The organism is Campylobacter gastrosuis, from assembly GCF_030249845.1.
GTDB lineage: Bacteria > Campylobacterota > Campylobacteria > Campylobacterales > Campylobacteraceae > Campylobacter_A > Campylobacter_A gastrosuis.
Map to the genome: position 1 here is coordinate 1 of NZ_JANURM010000011.1, position 17,521 is coordinate 17,521.

15 protein-coding genes and 2 pseudogenes are annotated in these 17,521 nt (G+C 35.5%); 13 read left to right on the forward strand and 4 right to left on the reverse strand.

All coding sequences use genetic code 11. The annotated features are described in order from the left end of the window. From NYG85_RS12255 to hddC, 13 genes and pseudogenes are all read left to right on the forward strand, one after another. Positions 1-139, forward strand: a pseudogene (locus NYG85_RS12255) (alpha-2,3-sialyltransferase); the annotation flags it as partial. A 42-nt stretch (positions 140-181) separates the two neighbouring features. Continuing rightward, positions 182-1,427 (forward strand): annotated as a pseudogene (locus tag NYG85_RS08130) (protoporphyrinogen/coproporphyrinogen oxidase). An 89-nt stretch (positions 1,428-1,516) separates the two neighbouring features. Beyond that, complete coding sequence (locus tag NYG85_RS08135) at positions 1,517-2,746, forward strand: DegT/DnrJ/EryC1/StrS family aminotransferase (protein WP_284937994.1); 1,230 nt, start codon at positions 1,517-1,519, stop codon at positions 2,744-2,746. Next, positions 2,746-3,285, forward strand: a complete 540-nt coding sequence (locus tag NYG85_RS08140) for a dTDP-4-dehydrorhamnose 3,5-epimerase family protein (RefSeq protein ID WP_284937995.1) — start codon at positions 2,746-2,748, stop codon at positions 3,283-3,285. Before NYG85_RS08135 ends, NYG85_RS08140 begins: the two co-directional genes overlap by 1 nt. A gap of 160 nt (positions 3,286-3,445) precedes the next feature. Next, positions 3,446-4,573 carry a GDP-L-fucose synthase family protein gene (locus NYG85_RS08145; protein WP_284937996.1) on the forward strand — a complete coding sequence of 376 codons (1,128 nt, stop codon included), beginning with the start codon at positions 3,446-3,448 and terminating at the stop codon, positions 4,571-4,573. After that, positions 4,566-5,642: an NAD-dependent epimerase/dehydratase family protein gene (locus tag NYG85_RS08150; RefSeq protein ID WP_284937997.1), complete on the forward strand. Its 1,077-nt coding sequence runs from the start codon at positions 4,566-4,568 to the stop codon at positions 5,640-5,642. The genes NYG85_RS08145 and NYG85_RS08150 overlap by 8 nt, the downstream gene beginning before the upstream one ends. Then, the gene (locus NYG85_RS08155; RefSeq protein WP_284937998.1) at positions 5,642-6,202 is read left to right on the forward strand and encodes a dTDP-4-dehydrorhamnose 3,5-epimerase family protein; all 561 of its coding nucleotides are present in this window, start codon (positions 5,642-5,644) and stop codon (positions 6,200-6,202) included. The genes NYG85_RS08150 and NYG85_RS08155 overlap by 1 nt, the downstream gene beginning before the upstream one ends. Next, a complete protein-coding gene (locus tag NYG85_RS08160) occupies positions 6,202-7,320 on the forward strand; it encodes a GDP-L-fucose synthase family protein (protein ID WP_284937999.1) in 1,119 nt (372 codons plus the stop codon). Before NYG85_RS08155 ends, NYG85_RS08160 begins: the two co-directional genes overlap by 1 nt. Further along, positions 7,313-8,371, forward strand: a complete 1,059-nt coding sequence (locus tag NYG85_RS08165) for an NAD-dependent epimerase/dehydratase family protein (protein ID WP_284938000.1) — start codon at positions 7,313-7,315, stop codon at positions 8,369-8,371. The genes NYG85_RS08160 and NYG85_RS08165 overlap by 8 nt, the downstream gene beginning before the upstream one ends. A gap of 49 nt (positions 8,372-8,420) precedes the next feature. Then, the gene (locus NYG85_RS08170; protein ID WP_284938001.1) at positions 8,421-9,449 is read left to right on the forward strand and encodes a GDP-mannose 4,6-dehydratase; all 1,029 of its coding nucleotides are present in this window, start codon (positions 8,421-8,423) and stop codon (positions 9,447-9,449) included. 14 nt (positions 9,450-9,463) lie between these two features. Continuing rightward, positions 9,464-10,486, forward strand: coding sequence for a D-glycero-D-manno-heptose 7-phosphate kinase (hddA, locus tag NYG85_RS08175; protein WP_284938002.1), 1,023 nt, complete (start codon positions 9,464-9,466; stop codon positions 10,484-10,486). Then, the gene (gene gmhA2, locus NYG85_RS08180) at positions 10,474-11,076 is read left to right on the forward strand and encodes a D-sedoheptulose 7-phosphate isomerase (protein ID WP_284938003.1); all 603 of its coding nucleotides are present in this window, start codon (positions 10,474-10,476) and stop codon (positions 11,074-11,076) included. Before hddA ends, gmhA2 begins: the two co-directional genes overlap by 13 nt. Further along, positions 11,067-11,747, forward strand: coding sequence for a D-glycero-D-manno-heptose 1-phosphate guanosyltransferase (hddC, locus tag NYG85_RS08185; protein ID WP_284938004.1), 681 nt, complete (start codon positions 11,067-11,069; stop codon positions 11,745-11,747). Before gmhA2 ends, hddC begins: the two co-directional genes overlap by 10 nt. A 1,002-nt stretch (positions 11,748-12,749) precedes the next feature. On the opposite strand, the gene trmA is transcribed toward hddC, so the two are convergent. Genes trmA through NYG85_RS08205 form a run of 4 tightly spaced genes read right to left on the reverse strand, consistent with a single transcriptional unit; the run spans position 12,750 to position 17,494 of the window. After that, entirely contained in the window at positions 12,750-13,859 is a 1,110-nt protein-coding gene (gene trmA / locus NYG85_RS08190; protein ID WP_284938005.1) for a tRNA (uridine(54)-C5)-methyltransferase TrmA, read from the reverse strand. Then, positions 13,859-15,505 carry a Na+/H+ antiporter NhaC family protein gene (locus tag NYG85_RS08195; RefSeq protein WP_284938040.1) on the reverse strand — a complete coding sequence of 549 codons (1,647 nt, stop codon included), beginning with the start codon at positions 15,503-15,505 and terminating at the stop codon, positions 13,859-13,861. Before NYG85_RS08195 ends, trmA begins: the two co-directional genes overlap by 1 nt. A 56-nt stretch (positions 15,506-15,561) precedes the next feature. Further along, positions 15,562-16,308 carry an SDR family NAD(P)-dependent oxidoreductase gene (locus NYG85_RS08200; protein WP_284938006.1) on the reverse strand — a complete coding sequence of 249 codons (747 nt, stop codon included), beginning with the start codon at positions 16,306-16,308 and terminating at the stop codon, positions 15,562-15,564. Further along, positions 16,298-17,494 carry an ankyrin repeat domain-containing protein gene (locus tag NYG85_RS08205; RefSeq protein ID WP_284938007.1) on the reverse strand — a complete coding sequence of 399 codons (1,197 nt, stop codon included), beginning with the start codon at positions 17,492-17,494 and terminating at the stop codon, positions 16,298-16,300. The genes NYG85_RS08200 and NYG85_RS08205 overlap by 11 nt, the downstream gene beginning before the upstream one ends. Positions 17,495-17,521: the final 27 nt, after the last annotated feature.

The following is a 17,521-nucleotide window of genomic DNA, read 5'->3' on the forward strand; positions in this document are numbered from 1 at the left end:
TTATCCAGATTACAAAGAGGCTTTAAAGATAAAAGATAGCCTTGAATACAAACTAGGCGAAGAGTTTATAAAGGCTAGCAAAAACTGGTATAAGGGTGGATTTGTGAAATTTATGTTTATAGTAAATAAACTCAAATGAGCCAAATAAATAATTAGAATTTTATATCAAAAGAGGTAAAAAATGAAAATAGGCATTTTAGGTGCTGGTATATCCGGTATGTCTGTGGCTAGGCTATTAAAAGATGATTTTGAAGTAGAAGTCTTAGAAAAACAATCAGTTGTGGGCGGTATAGCCAGGACAAGAGACGTAAAAGGTATGGCTTATCACGTAAATGGCGGTCACTGCTTTGATTCTAAATATGATGATGTTAAAGATTTCGTTTTTAATAAAGTATTGCCAAAAGACAAATGGAATCATATCGCTAGAAAAGCAGAGGTGCTTTTTAAAGACAGGTGGATTAGCTACCCAATTGAGTTTTCTATTAATCAAATAGATAAAATAGACTCTGATTTGGCTTTTAAAATCACAAATGAGATGTTTAATGCCTCTTATAAGGGGGGGGGCAAATTTACAAGAGTGGTTTATAAATCACTTTGGGGAGACTTTGGCAAAAGAGTATTTTATCCCATACAATACAAAAATATGGCAAATTTCGCCTAAGGATATGGATAGTGTATGGATAGAAGATGAGAAGCAAATGAAGCTACCAGTCCCAACCAAAAGAGGATTTTATGATGCCTTATTAAACAGACCAAATGACAATATGGTTCATAAAAATTTCTACTATCCAAAAACAAATAACCAAAATACTTTTATAGAAGCGATAGGGGATGGTGTAAAAATTATCACAAATTATAATGTTGATAGTATAGTAAAAGAAAATAATTCGTGGGTTATTAATGGAGAAAAAAGATATGACATTTTAATTAATACAACACCTTTGGATTTAATGCCAAATTTATTAAGTAATATCCCAGCCGATGCTTTAAGTGCGTTTAAGAAATTAAAATTTAACAGAGTTACAAATATACTTTGGGAGACAGATGGTAGCCTGAATTTTACGTGGGGCTATATCCCAGACCCAAAAATAGGCTTTCATAGGATTAGCAATACCGGCTCAATCGTCCAGCCAAATGGCAAATTTTGCACGACAGAAGTCATAGGCAATGTGCCGTACGAAAAGTTGGCACAAGAGGGTAAAAAAATACCTTTCTTAAAAAATCCTATTGATTACAATGTTACAGAACACGCTTATGTGCATTTTGATTTAAACTATACCAAGTCTAAACAAAAATCTATCTCTTATTTAAATTCAATAGGATTAATCTCTCACGGACGTTTTGGCGAATGGGAGTATTATAATATGGATGTTTGCATTAAAAGGTCTATTGATTTAGCAAAAAGACTAAAAGATGAGTATTTATAATTTGTGAAAATTTTAAGTTAAAAATATGCAAAGTTAGATTTAACTAAATTTTTATATAATTTGAGTCTATTTTTTATAAAGGATTTTTTATGCAAGGTTATTCGTTGGCGTCATCCACTTGGGATGACAAGGAGTTAAGTGCAATTGATGAAGTCATCAAAAGCGACATATTTACGATGGGCAAACAAGTAGCTCAGTTTGAGCAAGATTTTGCCACATTTACAGGCTCAAAATACGCCGTAATGACAAGTTCTGGCTCTACTGCAAATTTAATTGCCACAGCTGCGTTATTTTACACCAAAAATAACAAGTTAAAACGAGGCGATGAGGTTATTGTCCCAGCTGTGTCTTGGAGCACAACTTACTATCCGCTACATCAGTATGGATTGAAGCTTAAATTTGTAGATATTGACCTATATACGCTAAATTATGATTTAGAAGCACTAAGAAGCGCTATAAGTGATAACACTAGGTTAATAATGTGTGTAAATCTACTTGGTAATCCAAATGATTTTGATGCGATTAAGGACATTATAGGCGATAAAAATATCATTTTACTTGAAGATAACTGCGAATCAATGGGTGCTGAATATAATGGCAAACAAGCTGGGACATTTGGCATTATGGGGACTTTTTCTACATTTTATTCTCATCATATGGCTACTATGGAGGGTGGTTTTGTAGTTACAGACAATGAAGAGTTATATCATATTTTGCTTTGTCTTAGAGCTCACGGCTGGACTAGAAATTTACCAAAAGATAATTTAGTTGCACCAAAAAACGATGACTGGTTTAGCGAGGCTTTTAGATTTGTGTTGCCTGGATTTAATGTCCGTCCAGTGGAGATGAGTGGTGCTATTGGCATACAGCAACTTAAAAAACTACCAAATTTTTTAATGCATAGAAGAGAAAATGCAAAGTTGTTTAGTAAATATTTTGAAAATCACCCTGATTTTATAATGCAAAAAGAGATAGGTTTAAGCTCTTGGTTTGGTTTTTCTTTAATAATCCGCAAAGACTCAAAACTAAAAAGAGGCGACATTATTAAGGTCTTAGAAGCAAATAATATTGAATATCGCCCAATTGCCACTGGCGATTTTACACAAAATGAGGTTATTAAATATTTTGATTACGAGATACACAAAGAGCTAAAAAATGCAAAATATATACACGAAAATGGCTTTTTTGTAGGCAATCACCAAGTAGATATTAGCAGACAAATCAATTTGCTAAATAGCGTCATAGGGGTGGGCAGTAAGGCTCTAAATATTAAATTTAAAAATTCTATCGCCAATTTTGGCAACCAAAAGGCTGCGTAATGGCGATAGAATTTGATATTAAAGAATCAAAAACGCTAAAAGGCGTGTATATAATAACTCCAAATAAATTTAAAGACCTAAGAGGCGAGATTTGGTCAGCATTTACTAGCGAAGCCATAGACTCTCTTTTGCCTAATAATCTTAAATTTATCCACGACAAATTCATTCACTCTAAGCACAATGTAATTCGTGGCATTCACGGCGACAAAAACACATATAAATTTGCAACTTGCGTGTATGGTCAGATTTGTCAAGTTGTTGTAGATTGTAGAGAGGATAGTCCAACCTACCTAAAATATGAAAAATTTACAATTGATGCAGACAATCAACAAATGATACTCGTCCCAGCCGGTTTTGGCAACGCACATTATGTCTGTTCTGATAGTGCCGTGTATTATTACAAATGTGCATATATAGGCAAATACACAGACGCGGATGAGCAATTTACCTACGCTTGGAATGACCCAAGAATAGGCATAGAGTGGCCAACACAAACTCCGATTTTATCTCAAAGAGATATCTTGGCTATGCAAAACTAAACCATTAAAACATAAACCTTGCTTTAAGCTACTAAGCCCTATATTTTGTGCTTAGTAGCATACAAATTTTAAGTAGATATTTAGTAAAAAATTATATAATCACTAATCTTTAAATTTGCATTTTATTAACTTAGTTAAACATTTTATATTAAGGTTTTTAATGAATAAAAACTCAAAAATTTACATAGCAGGGCATAAAGGATTAGTTGGCAGTGCCATTTTACAAGAGTTGCAAAATCAGGGCTATACAAATTTAATCTATAAAACTCACGATGAGCTAGATTTAATAAACCAAAGTGCCGTGAATGATTTTTTTAAAAAACAAAAACCAGAATATGTAATATTATCAGCAGCCAAAGCTGGCGGAATAATGGCAAATAGTATTTCACGAGCAGACTTTATCTATCAAAATTTAATGATAGAATGTAATGTAATCCACGAAGCATATAAAAGCGGAGTTAAGAAGTTAATTTTTGTAGCTTCAACCACCGTATATCCAAAAAATGCCGCCTTGCCGACATCTGAAAGTGCTATGCTAACCGGGGACTTAGAATACACAAACAAACCTTATGCTATATCCAAAATCGCTGGTTGTATGCTTTGTGAGTCTTATAATTTGCAATATGGCACAAATTTTATTGCTATTACACCTACAAATTTATATGGCAACAACGATAAATTTGACCTAGAAAAAGCCCACGTTGTGCCGGGAATTTTACGAAAAATGCACCTAGCCAAGCTTTTAAATGAAAACAATATAAGCACCTTGCTTAAAAACCTAAATTTAAGCTCGTTTGATGAGGCTAAGAGATACTTATCTAGTTTTGGAGTGAGTCAAAATAGCGTTGAAATTTGGGGTGATGGCACACCCACAAGGGAATTTTTGCATAGTAGCGATTTAGCTAATGCTGTAATTTTTATAATGCAAAATATAAATTTTTCTGATTTAAAATCATCTTTAAAAGACATTCAAAACACTCACTTAAACATAGGACCAAATGAAAATATTACAATTAAAGAATTAGCAATTCTAATTAAAGAGATTGTTGGCTTTAAAGGCGAGCTTGTATTTAATGCAACTAAACCAAATGGGGCGATGAATAAGCTCACTGATTGCTCTAAAATCCACTCCCTTGGTTGGAAACACAAAATAAATTTAGAACAAGGCATAAAAATGATGTATGAATGGTATCAAAATGGGGGGGGGTATAGCCCATATTTAAAACCAGTAAATAACCCTAAATTTACTCCAAATCACTGCACTCTTAAAAGGAGTGCAAATGCATAAAAACTCAAAAATTTACATAGCGGGGCATAAAGGCACACTTGGGTCTGCTATATTAAAAGAGCTAAAAGAGCAAAACTATACAAACTTAATTTATAAATCAAGACTAGAATTAGACCTTACAAATCAAATGGCTGTGGCTGAATTTTTTGCATCACAAAAGCCTGAATATGTATTTTTATGTGCAGCCAAACTTGATACTTTGGGGCTTTTTACGCCCGCTAGTGTGATTTATGAAAACATTATGCTTCAAGCAAATATCATTAATTCTGCTTATGAAAATAATGTTAAAAAACTCATATTTTATGGCTCTGCTTGGGCATATCCACAAAAAGCAACAAATCCCATCACTGAACAAGACCTGCTAAGTGGTAAACTAGACACCAAAGCCGTGGCATATGGCTTACCAAAAATCATAGGCACGAAGATGTGTGAAGCCTACAATCTGCAATACAACACCAATTTCATAACCTTATATCTTGCAAATTTATATGGGCAAACTGCCAAGTTTGACCTTACAAAGGCTAAGGTTTTACCAGCTTTACTTAGAAAATTTCATTTAGCAAAGCTTCTATATGAAGATAGATTTGACTTGGTTTTAAAGGATTTAAAACTAAACGAGAGTGAAGCAAAGGCTGTTTTAGACAAATTTGGCATCAGCAAAGATAGTGTTGAAATTTGGGGAAGTGGCGAGGTTGTGCGTGAGTTTATTCACGCTAAGGATTTAGCAGACGCTTCTATTTTTGTTATGAAAAATGTTGATTTTAATAACTTAAAATCAGAACAAGAAACACATTTAAACGTCGGCAGTGGCGAGTTTTTAAGCATTAAAGAGTTGGCATTTTTAATTAAAGATATTGTTGGATTTAAAGGCGTTATTAAATTTAATACAGACAAACCAGATTCTACAATGGACAGAATGCTTGATTCTTCAAAAATTAAAAGCTTTGGTTGGAAACACAAAATAAATTTAGAACAAGGAGTAAGAATGTTATATAAATGGTATCAAAATGGGGGGGGGTATAGCCTAAAATCTAAATCTATCGCCCAAGCCACCTTAAAGGCTGCGTAATGGCGATAGAATTTGACATTCAAGAATCAAAAACGCTAAAAGGCGTATATATAATAACCCCTAGCAAATTTCAGGATTTAAGAGGCGAAATATGGTCTGCTTATTCAAGCGATATTATAGATAAGCTTTTACCTAATGGTCTAAAATTTGTGCTTGATAAATTTACGCTTTCTAAGCCAAATGTCCTAAGGGGCATTCACGGCGATGATAAATCTTATAAATTAGTAACTTGCGTAACTGGCGAAATTCACGCTGTTGTGGTAGATTGTAGAAAAGATAGTCCAACTTATTTAAAATGGGAAAAATTTATCATCAATCAAGACAATCAAAAACTCATTTTAATACCACCAAGAATGGGCAATGCCCAATACGTAAGCTCAAAATGTGAATCAATGTATTATTACAAATGGGCTTTTAATGGACAATATCCAGATGCTAATGAGCAATTTACATTTGCTTGGAACGACCCAAAAATAGCCATAGAGTGGCCAACAAATACGCCAATTTTATCTGATAGAGACATTAGTGCAATGACACAAGACCACACAAAGGGATTTTAATGGATAAAAACTCAAAAATTTATATAGCAGGACATAAAGGCACAGCTGGGACAGCTTTGGTAAAAAATTTAAAACAAATGGGTTTTAATAATTTAATTTTAAAAACTAGACAGGAGCTAGATTTAACCAATCAAAAAGAAGTAGCTAATTTTTTTGCTACTTCAAAACCAGAGTATGTATTTTTATGTGCTGTTTTGCCGTGTGGAGCAGCAAATGTCGCACAAAGAGCTGATTTTATATATGAAAATTTAATGTTACAAAACAATGTTATTCATCATTCATATTTAAATTCAGTAAAAAAACTAATCTGTTATGGTTCTGGATATATGTATCCATATTTGGCACAAAACCCATTAAAAGAGAGTTTTATGCTTGAAGGGAATTTAGAGTATGGGGCTTATACATTTGCGATTGCCAAAATAGCCGGAGCTGCTATGTGTGAAGCATACAATATCCAGTATGGGACAAATTTTTTATGTCTAGCCTTAAATAATCTATATGGCACAAAGGCAAATTTTGAATTTGGCAAAAGTCGTGTATTGCCAGCATTAATACGTAAATTTCATCTTGCTAAGCTACTTGAAGAAAATAATTTCAAAGCCGTTTTAGATGATTTAAATATGGGCGAAAATGAAGCAAAAAAATTATTAAATGATTTTGGCATATCTAGCAAAAGCGTTGAGATATGGGGAAATGGCAAGGTTAAAAGAGAGTTTATTCACAGCGATGATTTAGCACAGGCTAGTATTTTTGTTATGCAAAATATAAATTTTAAAGATTTAATATTACAGCCAAATCCACAGAACACACACATAAATATAGGTTCGGGAGTAGCATACAGCATAGCCGAAGTTGCAAATATGATAAAGGATATAGTTGGATTTAAAGGCGAGCTTGTATTTAATGCTTCTAGACCCGATTCTACTATGGATAGGCTTATGGATGTATCTAAAATCCACTCCCTTGGTTGGAAACACAAAATAAATTTAGAACAAGGCATAAAAATGATGTATGAATGGTATCAAAATGGGGGGGGGTATAGCCCATATTTAAAACCAGTAAATAACCCTAAATTTACTCCAAATCACTGCACTCTTAAAAGGAGTGCAAATGCATAAAAACTCAAAAATTTACATAGCAGGGCATAAAGGATTAGTTGGCAGTGCCATTTTGCAAGAGTTGCAAAGTCAGGGCTATACAAATTTAATCTATAAAACTCACGATGAGCTAGATTTAATAAACCAAAGTGCCGTGAATGATTTTTTTAAAAAACAAAAACCAGAATATGTGTTTTTTTCGGCCGCCTTTGTGGGAGGTTTTATTAAACAAAGAAAGTATCCGGCTGAATTTTTATACAACAATATAATGATGCAAAATAACGTTATACACGCTGCTGCCACAAATGACACAAAAAAGCTCATCTACATAGCCTCAGCTTGTGTGTATCCAAAAGACGCACCTTTGCCATTAAAAGAGAGCTATATGCTAAGTGGAGCGTTTCAGCCAAATAATGAGAGTTACGCCATTGGCAAGGTCGCTGGCATAAAGCTATGTGAGTATCTAAATTTAGAGAAAAATACAAATTTTTTATGTGTAGCACCCACTAGCATTTATGGAGAAAATGATAATTTTGACATTGAAAATTCGCACGTCCAAGCTGGAATTTTTCGTAAAATTTACCTTGCTAAACAGCTAAATGAGGGCAATATGGATATGCTTTGTAAGGATTTGAATATGCAAAAGGACTTAGCATTAGAATTTTGTAAAAAACACGGCATATTTGATACTCACATTAAAATGCTAGGCACAGGCACAGCGGCAAGAGAATTTGCTAACGCTAAGGATTTAGCAAATTTTTGCATACATCTTGCTTGTAATATTAATTTTAAAGACCTTTGCGAATATGATGAAAACGGCAATCTAATAAGCTCTTTTGTAAATTTCACAGATGGCACACCTATAAACATTAAGGAGTTATCGTTTTTAATTGCTAAACTTATGAATTACAAAGGAGAACTGATTTTTCAAAATGAACTAAGCAAAGATGATGGCACATTAGCAAAAACAATGAGTGTAGAGAAATTTAATAAACTCGGTTTTAAAAATAAAATTTCAATTCAAGATGGCCTTAAAAAAATGATAGAACTTTACAATCAAAAAAATCTATAATTAATTAAACCAATGATATAATCACAAGAAATTTATTTTTAAGGATCAAATGGTGTTAGCTTTAATTACTGGTTTTACTGGACAAGTTGGCTCACAAATGGCTGATTTTTTACTTGAAAATACGGATTATAATGTCATCGGTATGATGCGTTGGCAAGAACCTATGGATAATGTATATCATTTAAGTAATAGAATAAATAAAAAAGATAGAATAAGCGTATTTTATGCTGATTTGACCGATTATTCTAGCATTTACAAGCTTTTTGAAACAAAGCGACCAGATGTTATTTTTCATCTAGCAGCACAATCTTTCCCTAAAACATCCTTTGATATCCCAATTGAAACTCTACACACTAACATTATCGGCACAGCAAATATCTTAGAAAATATTAGGTTATTAAAACAAAAAGATGGTTACGACCCAGTTGTGCATATATGTAGTTCTAGCGAAGTTTATGGCAGAGCAAAGGTTGGCGTTAAATTAAATGAAGATACGCCATTTCACGGAGCAAGTCCATATAGTATTAGTAAAATAGGGACAGATTATCTAGGCAGATTTTACGGCGAAGCGTATGGGATTAAGACATATGTAACTAGAATGGGGACCCATAGTGGTCCAAGACGCAGTGATGTGTTTTTTGAAAGCACTGTGGCTAAGCAGATTGCCCTTATTGAAGCTGGCTTACAAGAGCCAATCATAAAAGTCGGCAACTTATCAAGTGTTAGGACGTTTCAGGATTGTCGTGATGCTATAAGGGCGTATTATCTGCTATCTGTTGAGAGCCAAAAGGGCAATGTACCTTGTGGCGAAGCGTTTAACATTGCTGGCGAAGAGGCTTTTAAACTACCTGAGGTTATTGAAATTTTACTAGGATTTTCTACTAGAAATGATATAAAAGTGCAAGAAGACAGCGAGCGACTTCGCCCTATTGATGCAGATTATCAGATGTTTGATAATACCAAAATAAGAAGCTTTATTGATTGGAAACCAGAAATTCCAGCTAGAATAATGTTTAAAGATCTGCTAAATCATTGGAGAGATGAGATTAAACGAGGCAGAATTCCACTAAATAGATAAATTTAGGATAAATTATGGCAAAAATTATACGCTCTCAAACTCCGCTTAGGCTAGGACTTGCTGGTGGCGGAACGGATATAAATTTATATTGTGATAAATACGTAGGCTACGTGCTTAATGCTACAATTTCTTTATATGTGCATTGCACACTCATTCAAAGAGATGATGATATGATTATTTTTGATTCGCCAGATACCGGTGCTTACGCCAAATATCCAAGCAGTCAGAGATTAGAGAATGATGGAAATTTAGATATTTTTAAAGCAATTTATAACCGCCTTGTTAAAGATTTTACGCACAAGCCACTTAGTTTTTCACTTCATACATACTCAGATGTGCCTAGCGGAAGTGGGCTTGGCGGAAGCTCAACCTTAGTCGTTGGCGTGATACGTGCTTTTGCAGAGTGGCTAAATTTACCACTTGGCGAATATGACATAGCTAAACTTGCCTATGAAATTGAGCGTGAAGATTTAGGTATAGTTGGTGGAGCACAAGATCAATACGCAGCTACATTTGGCGGTTTTAACTTTATGGAATTTTACGATAATAAACGAGTAATCGTAAATCCTTTGCGAATTAAAAACTGGATTGTAAGCGAACTTGAATCTAGGATAGTTTTATATTTTACTAATATTACCAGAGAGGCAAAAGATATAGAAGAGCATAAAAAAGGAAAACTAGGCGATCAAAAATCACTTGAAGCTATGCACGCTATTAAACAAGATGCAATCACGATGAAAGAGACGCTTTTTAAAGCTGATTTTGACATGTTTGCTAAAATTTTAGGAAAATCTTGGCAATCAAAAAAGATAATATCAGAAATTGTAAGCAATGATGAGCTAGATAGAATTTATAATCTAGCTATGCAAAATGGTGCATATAGCGGCAAAACCAGTGGTGCTGGTGCTGGTGGCTTTATGTTCTTTTTAGTTGATCCTATTAAAAAATATAATTTAGTCAAGACACTAAATACGCAACAAGGTTATGTGCAAGATTTCTCATTTACCAAAGAAGGAGCAAAGTCGTGGAAGCTATAAATAATTATATTAAAGGTCATTTTGCTGATTCAATTGAAGTTAAAAATAAAATTTTAAGCGATACAGGGCTAATAGAGCTTATACAAAAAGTAGCATTAGAAACAACCAAAGCTTACAAAAATAGCAATAAAACACTCTTAGCAGGTAATGGCGGAAGTGCAGCGGATGCACAGCATATCGCTGGGGAGTTTGTAAGTAAATTTTACTTTGATAGACCGGGTGTTTCTAGTATTGCACTTACGACCGACACAAGTATTTTAACAGCTATTGGCAATGATTATGGGTACGATAAACTATTTTCAAGACAGGTGCAAGCACAAGGCACAAAAGGTGATGTATTTATCGGTATTTCAACCAGCGGAAATAGCACAAATATCATAGAGGCATTAAAAATATGCAAAGAAAAAGGCATTATAAGTGTAGGACTTACTGGAAAAAGTGGAGGCAAAATGGCAGATTTATGTGATTACTGCATAAAAGTGCCTTCTGATTGCACCCCAAGGATACAAGAATCTCATATTCTTATAGGTCACATTATCTGTGCTATTGTAGAAGAAGAGCTGTTTGGCAAGGGTTTTAAATGCTTGTAAATGAAGCCATAGTTTTATGTGGCGGTCTAGGCACTCGCCTAAAAAGTGTCATTAAGGACATCCCAAAGCCAATGGCACCGGTAGGCGATGAGCCATTTTTAGCTTTTGTGCTAAAATTCTTAAAAAAACAAGAAATAAAAAGGGTTGTTTTAGCAGTATCCTACAAATATGAGGTAATACAAAATTTTTTTGGCGATAACTATCTTGGTATGGATATAATTTATAGCATAGAAGATACTCCATTAGGAACTGGCGGTGCAATCGTCAAGGCGTTAAAGATGATAAAAAATAGTAGCTCTTATGTGTTAAACGGCGATACGTTTTTTGATATCGCACTGGCTAAATTAAATTTAAATGATAGTAAAATTTGCGTAGCACTTAAACATATGAGTGATTTTGACAGATATGCAAGCGTAAGTATAGAAAAAAATGGCTACATAACATCTTTTAATGAGAAAAAATTTACAAAAAATGGATTTATTAATGGTGGGATTTATCTAATAAGCAAAGATATATTTAACACCTTTAATCTACCTAGTAAATTTTCATTTGAAGAGTTTTTTCAAGACAATTTTTTATCACTAAAATCCACAGCAAAAGTATTTGATGATTATTTTATTGACATAGGAATACCGCAAGACTACAATAAATTTTGCCGATTAAATATGTGATTATTAAATACCTCACCAAATGCACCATTTAATTTTTAACATTATCTCTTAAATGCGATTTTAGGAGACTGGCTTAATAAGTAAAAAAAAAAGGGGGGGGGGTATATAATAATATTTATCTCAACAAACAAATAAAGCCAAAATCATACAAAAAGCAGTTACATTTCTATTTTAGACCCGTATAAAGACTATGTATTGACACTTGAATGCATAAAAAACAAAAATTTCTAACGAATTTAAAAGGATTGTCAGACACAAGCACTATTGGAAGCAACAAGATAAACTCACATATACAAATTAGCTTATCGCTCTCATATGATTAATGTTTTTTTATATAAATCCAAGACTAAAAACAAGTTTTTGTAGCTCATATTTATTAAATGTATTAGTGTATTTTTAAGATATTTTACAACGAAGTTAAATATCGTGAAGCATCACACATCTAAGCTGGGCGCGGACGAGCCTTTTAAAGTGGAGCGACCGAGTGGGTTGTAAGTAGGAGTGAGGCAAAAAGTCGTGGCTACTTGGAAATGAGCCAAAGCAAGCAGGTGAGCAAAGGCATTTTAAAACATTAGCGTTTTAAACCGAAGCAAAAAGCTATACGTAACCGCACACCAAACTTTAACAAAGCATAAACAAAAAGGATAAGCAAGATAAAAATTTTTCAGTTTAAATCGTGAAGTATAAATGAAAAAAACAACTTTATTTGAAACAACCATATTTTCAAAATTGATATATTTTAAGGGCGTGGGGCGAAAATAAATAACCTAAAAAAGGCTACAAATTAGCCTTTTGGAGTTGTGAAAAATATTTATTTAAGCTCCACGCACTTAATTTAAATATAAAAGACAAGCAGGATAAATCACAAATTTTTCAGTTCAAATCGTGAAGTATTTTTGATTTAGACAAGGCGTGGGCGAAAAATCAAACGGAGCGTATATTAAATACGTGAGTATTGATTTTTTGACCGCAACGAAGTATAAATCAAAAAGACAAGCAGGACTAAAAAACAAAATTTCGTGTTAACAAAACTCCGCATTCTAGGTGATGCGTATTGGCAAACTGATCAAACCCCGCAAACCGCACTACTTTATGCGTCTTTGCTAACTCACACAAATTCTCTTTTAGCGTGGACGGGTTGCACGAAATATAGATGATATTTTCATAGTTTTTGATAAACTCTATCACGTTTTTGCTTAGCCCGGCACGTGGAGGATCAACTAAAATATGGCTAAAATCGTAGCTAAAAATGTCTAAGTTTTTAAGGCGGTTAAACTCACGCTCGTGGTTAAACGCACTCATTAGCTCATCAGCACTAAGTCGCACGAAATTTATATTTTTTATATTGTTTAACTTGCAGTTTTTCGTGGCATTTTTAATCGAGCTTTTTGAAATTTCAGTGGCTAAAACAGCCCTAAATTTCTCACTTAAAGGCAATGTAAAATTGCCGTGTCCGCAGTAGAGTTCAAGCAAATCAGTGCCGTTTTTAACGCAACTTTTAGCCCAGCCTATCATACTTTCATTTACCTTTTTATTTGGCTGGATAAAGGCGTTTTCATCGTAGTTTAGCGTGTAAATTTTATCATCAATTTTTAGCTTATCGCTTAAATTTGGCTCATCTAAAACGATTTTTACACCCTTGCTTCTGGCTATAAAATTTACGTTTTTAAACGCCGATTTTAAAATTTCAAGCTCATTTTTAAAGCTCTCATCAAGCCTTTTGTGATAGAGCAAAACGCACAAAAGCTCACTTGTGCTATCAATAAACTCAACCCCAAAAAGCCTTGATTTTAAGCTCTCAAATTGATTTAGAATCTCAATTAACTTTGGCATAAAATCATAAATTTCAAAGCTTACCTTCGGGCAGTTTTTAATTAAAATTTTATTGCCATTTACGCCGTTCATCGTGTATGAAATAGCGTTATTTTCGTGCCAAATGCCAAATTCGGCGCGAGTTCTGTAATGGCTCTTATGGCTTTTAAAAAACTCAAAATCGCCCTTATAAAACTCGCTAAAATTCTCACGTAAAAAATCTAGCTTAAACTCAACCTGCTCATCATAAGGCGAAAAAAGAGTGCAACTACCGCACTCCCTTAAATGTAGGCACTCCACTAAGCCTCAACCTTTTTACCCACAAATCTAACAAGCGCCCAAGTAGCGACCAAGCCGACTGGCAAGGCGACCCACACACTAAGCCCAAAGGCTGTCGGCACGAAGCCTAGTAAAACGGCGATAATGCCCACGCTTAGGGCGTAAGGCATTTGTGTTTGGACGTGGTCAATGTGGTTACACCCAGCGCCCATTGAGCTTAAAATCGTAGTATCTGATATCGGCGAGCAGTGATCGCCAAAAATGGCGCCAGTAAGCACGGCGGCGATATTTACTATCATATAATTGTGAAATTCATCTCCGCTAAGTCCCACGCCAACGCCCACAGCGCTAGCTAGCGGTATGGCAAGAGGCATTAAAATGCCCATCGTGCCGTAGCTCGTGCCAGTTGAGAAGCTAATAAACGACCCAAGTATAAAAACGGCTGTCGGCAGGATAAATTTTGGTGTGCTTTGGCTTAGCATATCCACTAAATACCTGCTCGTGCCAAGCTCTTTAATCACCGAACTAAGCGACCAAGCAAGAAGCAAGATCACAATCGTGATAATCATCGTTTTCCAGCCCTTCACCCACGTATCAATCGCCTCTTTTAGCGAGAAAATTTTACGCCAAACGCCCATTGTAATCGCTACAATCGTAGCTAAAAGTGCCGACTGAAAAAGTGCGACCGAAGCGTCAGCGGCACCAAAAGTCTCACGAAATGTATTAAATGTAAATGGATTTTCTTTGGCTAGTTTTAACGCCTCGCCTTCAAGCGATGAAAGACCGCTAAAATAAAAGCTCACAAAGGCGCCGATGATTAGCACAAATATCGGCACAATGGCGTTTGAAGCTTGAAGCCTAATGCCCTCTTTTGGCTCTAATGTCTTATCTTCAATATCAGCCATACTCACTCGCCCGCTATGCACCTCGCCACTTCTAGCGCGACGCTCAGCCGTTAGCATTGAGCCAAACTCACGCCCCATAAATGCGGTGCAAACGATGAAAAATAGAATGAAAATATTATAAAATCTATACGGGATAGTTTCAATAAACACGCCATAAGCGTTAATATCGGTGATACCTACAAGCTCGTAAGCGTTTTTAATGAGTGAAATTTCAAGTCCAACCCAAGTCGAGATGATAGCGATACCAGCGATAGGCGCGGCTGTGGCGTCAATGATAAAGGCTAGTTTTTCACGGCTGATTTTAAATTTATCCGTTATCGGACGCATTATTGGGCCGACGATTAGAGCGTTTGCGTAATCGTCAAAAAAGACTAAAAGCCCCATAAACCACGTTGAAATTTGCGCTCCGATGCCAGTTTTCGCCCTTTTGCTAAGCCAAAGCGCAACTGCCTTCGTGCCGCCCATTTTTGTAACAAGTGCCACCACGCCACCGATACAAAGCACTTGAAGCATAATGCCAGCATTCCAGCTATCAGCCATAGAGCTAACCACCCTTGAAACAATGCCGGTAAAGCCCTTTACTACGGATACGAAGACGTTTTCATTTACGATATTTATAAGAAACGTCCCGCTAAAAACGCCGATAAAAAGCGATAAAATCACATCTTTTGTAATAAACGCCAAAATAATTGAAATAGCTGGCGGTAAAAGCGTCCAAAGACCGAAAATTTCGGCATTTTTAGCAGGGTCGCTAAACGCCATAATCGGCAAAACTAACAACGAAAACAGAAATTTTCTACTCATTAAATCCCCTTAAATTAATCTTTTAAAACATAAAGTCCGCCCCAGCTCTGCGTAACTGGCATAACTTCAAGGCGGTTGATATTTACGTGCTTTGGCAAGCTTATGCAGTTTAGCACGACTTGTGCGATATCATCGGCGCTTAGATACTTTGTGCCCTCATAAACGGCGTCGGCTTTTGCCTTATCGCCCTTAAATCTAACCTCGCTAAACTCGGTCTTACAAAGCCCCGGCTCAATGTCAGTAACCCTGATATTTAGCCCTCTAACGTCGTTTCTTAAATTAAAACTAAGCTGTTTTACAAACGCTTTCGTGCCGCCATAAACGTTGCCGCCAGCATAAGGCCACGACCCAGCGACCGAGCCGATGTTTAAAATATAGCCAGATTTTCGCTCTTTCATAATCGGCAAAATCGCCTTTGTAGCGTAAATTAGCCCCTTAATATTCGTATCAATCATCACTTCAAAATCATCTAAACTAGCCTCGTTAAAGCCATCAACCCCAAGTGCAAGTCCGGCGTTATTTACCAAAATTTCAATGTCTTTAAAATTTTCTGGCAGGTTTTTTACGGCGTTAAAAACGGCGTCTTTATCCCTGATATCACAAGCGATTATATGCGTATTGCCAAGCTCATCGGCAAGGCTTTTTAGCCTATCTTCTCGGCGTCCAAGCGCGATAATTTTATACCCTTCAAGCGATAATTTCTTAGCGATCGCCCTGCCAAAACCAGATGTCGCACCGGTGATAAAAGCACTATTTTTCATCATCAACCCCTAAAAATGTATTTGCATTTAGCCCTAAATTTTCTAAAAATTTCACGTTTTGGGCGTTTTGTGTCATATTTGCATAATCAACTGCATTAAAGCCAATCTCATCAACAGCGTCTATTTTCGCCCCATTTTGTACCAGGAGCTTTAAAATTTCAGGCGTAGCGTGAGCGGCTGCGTGCATAAAAAGTGTGCGTTTGGTGTGCTCTAAACCGCACATATCAAGGTAAAACGGCAAATTTTGCCCTAAATTTAAAAGCGCTGTCTTTGTATTTTGATCAATGTAGCTGTCATTTACATTTGCACCATTTTTTAATAAAATTTTAACAAGCTCCGTGTCTTTTAGTTCAACGGCATAAAAAATCGCACTCTTACCAAAGGCATTTTTGTGATTTACGTTTGAGCCGTTTTTGATTAAAAACTCCACGTTTTTTTGGCTTTTTAAGGCAAAAAAGATAGCCGTTTCATCGCCAAATTCCAAGTCTGCTCCACGTTTTAAAATTTCGTTTAAAATCGCCTCATCTTTGTTGAACAAAAGTGCCGTGTTTAAAATCGCACTTAGCTCAAATTTGCTTAAATTTTTAGAGTAAAGTAGCGACATAACCTGCTCAAAAGTGGCATTTGAGCTAAGAATTTTTTGTGCCTCGCTAATATCTGGCTTTATCCTTAAAAGCTCGGCGTATCCACCAACGGCGTAGTTTAAAAACTCGTTTAAAACGGCTGTTGCGTAGTAGGCGGCTTCAAGTGTTTCATAGCCCTTTTTTTCATAAAATTTCACAAGCGGAGTTTGTGCTTCATTAAAAAAGCCCCAAAATTCGCGAAATTTATTAAAATTATAAAACGCACTATACGCCCAGTAGCGAAAATATCCACGCTGTGCCTCCCTTAACTCATCGGCACTTTGGGCGTCAGGTAGGGTTTTGGCGTATGAATTTGGCTCATAAGAGGCGTTTATTAGCACGGATAAAAATTGCTTAAAACTAGTGCTAACTTGGGCGTTGCCAACGCAACTCACGCTCTCGCCCCTAATTTGTCTGCTAACTTCAAGTAGGCTTTTTATGGGGGCGATAGCTAAAATCGTATCATCGCAGTTTAAAATTTCTTTTGGGCTAAGCTTGTCTAAATCGCAACTAGCAAAGGCAAAATTTGCAAACAAAAAAACAACAAAAAGTAACTTTTTCACGTTTGCCTCCTTTTAAAACTGATATTT

What these genes read in the sequence shown, in the direction of transcription:
- NYG85_RS08155 (WP_284937998.1), top strand. Translation starts at nt 5,642, where the DNA reads ATGGCGATAGAATTTGACATTCAAGAATCAAAAACGCTAAAAGGCGTA.
- NYG85_RS08170 (WP_284938001.1), top strand. Translation starts at nt 8,421, where the DNA reads ATGGTGTTAGCTTTAATTACTGGTTTTACTGGACAAGTTGGCTCACAA.
- NYG85_RS08165 (WP_284938000.1), top strand. Translation starts at nt 7,313, where the DNA reads ATGCATAAAAACTCAAAAATTTACATAGCAGGGCATAAAGGATTAGTT.
- NYG85_RS08145 (WP_284937996.1), top strand. Translation starts at nt 3,446, where the DNA reads ATGAATAAAAACTCAAAAATTTACATAGCAGGGCATAAAGGATTAGTT.
- NYG85_RS08140 (WP_284937995.1), top strand. Translation starts at nt 2,746, where the DNA reads ATGGCGATAGAATTTGATATTAAAGAATCAAAAACGCTAAAAGGCGTG.
- hddA (WP_284938002.1), top strand. Translation starts at nt 9,464, where the DNA reads ATGGCAAAAATTATACGCTCTCAAACTCCGCTTAGGCTAGGACTTGCT.
- NYG85_RS08160 (WP_284937999.1), top strand. Translation starts at nt 6,202, where the DNA reads ATGGATAAAAACTCAAAAATTTATATAGCAGGACATAAAGGCACAGCT.
- NYG85_RS08135 (WP_284937994.1), top strand. Translation starts at nt 1,517, where the DNA reads ATGCAAGGTTATTCGTTGGCGTCATCCACTTGGGATGACAAGGAGTTA.
- NYG85_RS08195 (WP_284938040.1), bottom strand. Translation starts at nt 15,505, where the DNA reads ATGGCGTTTAGCGACCCTGCTAAAAATGCCGAAATTTTCGGTCTTTGG.
- NYG85_RS08200 (WP_284938006.1), bottom strand. Translation starts at nt 16,308, where the DNA reads ATGAAAAATAGTGCTTTTATCACCGGTGCGACATCTGGTTTTGGCAGG.
- NYG85_RS08150 (WP_284937997.1), top strand. Translation starts at nt 4,566, where the DNA reads ATGCATAAAAACTCAAAAATTTACATAGCGGGGCATAAAGGCACACTT.
- hddC (WP_284938004.1), top strand. Translation starts at nt 11,067, where the DNA reads ATGCTTGTAAATGAAGCCATAGTTTTATGTGGCGGTCTAGGCACTCGC.